This is a genomic window from Brevundimonas sp. CURTG3B2_SDJG, from assembly GCF_057364705.1.
The window spans coordinates 1-1,432 of record NZ_JBNFOJ010000471.1 but is presented as its reverse complement, the minus strand read 5'-3'; the positions used below and the strand labels follow the sequence as shown (position 1 = coordinate 1,432).

General features: G+C 72.5%; 1 protein-coding gene and 2 pseudogenes. 2 read left to right on the top strand and 1 reads right to left on the bottom strand.

Going from position 1 to position 1,432, the window contains the following annotated elements:
- Together AC2W7C_RS17930 and AC2W7C_RS17925 are read left to right on the top strand one after the other, a co-directional pair.
- Positions 1–190: pseudogene (locus AC2W7C_RS17930) on the top strand (S41 family peptidase); the annotation flags it as partial.
- Positions 191–465: 275 nt separating this feature from the next.
- Positions 466–995 (top strand): annotated as a pseudogene (locus AC2W7C_RS17925) (DUF2239 family protein).
- Between the two features lie 9 nt (positions 996–1,004).
- Here the strand turns inward: AC2W7C_RS17925 and AC2W7C_RS17920 are convergent.
- On the bottom strand, positions 1,005–1,432 hold a 428-nt coding region (locus AC2W7C_RS17920; protein WP_486002571.1), incomplete at its 5' end, for a response regulator.

The window sequence follows — 1,432 nt, the reverse complement described above, 5'->3', positions numbered from 1 at the left end:
CGACGGGGCGCTGTGGCTGCGCTCGCGCCCGGGCGGCCCGGAGCGGAAGATGCTGCCGCTGACGCCGGACGGCCTGCTGTTCGCTCTGGAGGGCAGCGAGATGCTGCGAGCCCGCTTCACGCCGACGGGGCTGGAGACCCTATGGCGCGGCGAGCCCGTCCCGCGCGCCTTCCCGCGCACGTCGCAATAATACCCGGATGATATTGACGTAAGGATTTGATCCGGGTAAATCAGAGCGGATCGACGCGTTGCACGGAAAAACACCGTGCGACGCGTGCGACGTGTGCAATCCGCGCACTCGGTTCATCCGCTGCTCGCCCGCGCCGGTGGTCATCCGCCGACAGGATGAGGGCGTCCTACGTCAAATCCGGACGCATCGCGTCCGCCCGGAGCCCGCGATGTCCATTTCCTCCGACCTGCCCGTCCTCGCCTTCGCCGGCGACCGCCTGATCGCGCGGGCCCGCGGTGGAGGCCCTGGGCGCCATCAAGGCGACCGTGGACGCGGGAGGGGCGGCGCTGGTCTTCGACGCCGTGACCGGCAAGGTCGTGGACCTGGACCTGCGCGGCGACCTGGCCGCCGCCCTGGCCCGTCTGGCTCGGCGCCGGAGCGGGAGCCTGAGAAGCGCGGTCCGGGCCGTCCCAAGCTGGGCGTCACCGCGCGAGAGGTGACCTTGCTGCCTCGGCACTGGGACTGGCTGGCGTCCCAGCCTGGCGGCGCTTCGGTGGCGCTGAGGAAGCTGGTCGAGGCGGCGCTGAAGGACGCCGAGGGGCCGGATCGGGCGCGCAGGGCCAAGGACGCGGCCTATCGCTTCATGACCACGATGGCGGGCGACCGGCCGGGCTACGAGGAGGCCGTTCGGATGCTGTTCGCCGGCGACTGGACGGCCTTCGACACGGCGGTCGAGGGCTGGCCGAAGGACGTGCGAGAGGCGTCACGCCAACTGGCCGAGGACGCCTGGCGGAACGGTCAGGGCCGGAGCGGCACGGAGGCCTAGTCGGCGCGATCAGGCGGCGGTGGAGAGGGCGCCTGGCGATCCGGCGGCGGTCTCGGCCAGGGCGCGGTGAAGGGCCTCGATTTCGATGGGCTTGCGCAGCACGCCGTCGGCGCCCGCGGTTCGGTAGCGGGCGACGTCCTCGTCGAAGACGTTGGCGGTCAGCATGCGGATCGGGACGCGGGGCCGGCCCTCGGCGGCCTCCTCGGCGCGGATGGCCTGGAGGGCTTCGACGCCGTCCATGACGGGCATCATCACGTCCATCAGGACCAGGTCGAAGCCGCCGGTCCGGGCGGCGTCGACGGCCAGGGCGCCGTTCTCGACCAGGGTCAGGTCGGCCTCGAACCGCTCCATCAGCAGGGCCAGCAGCTTGCGGTTGGCCGGGTGATCCTCTGCGGCCAGCACCGACAGGCGGCGTGCGCCGGCGGCGGCCGCCTCCG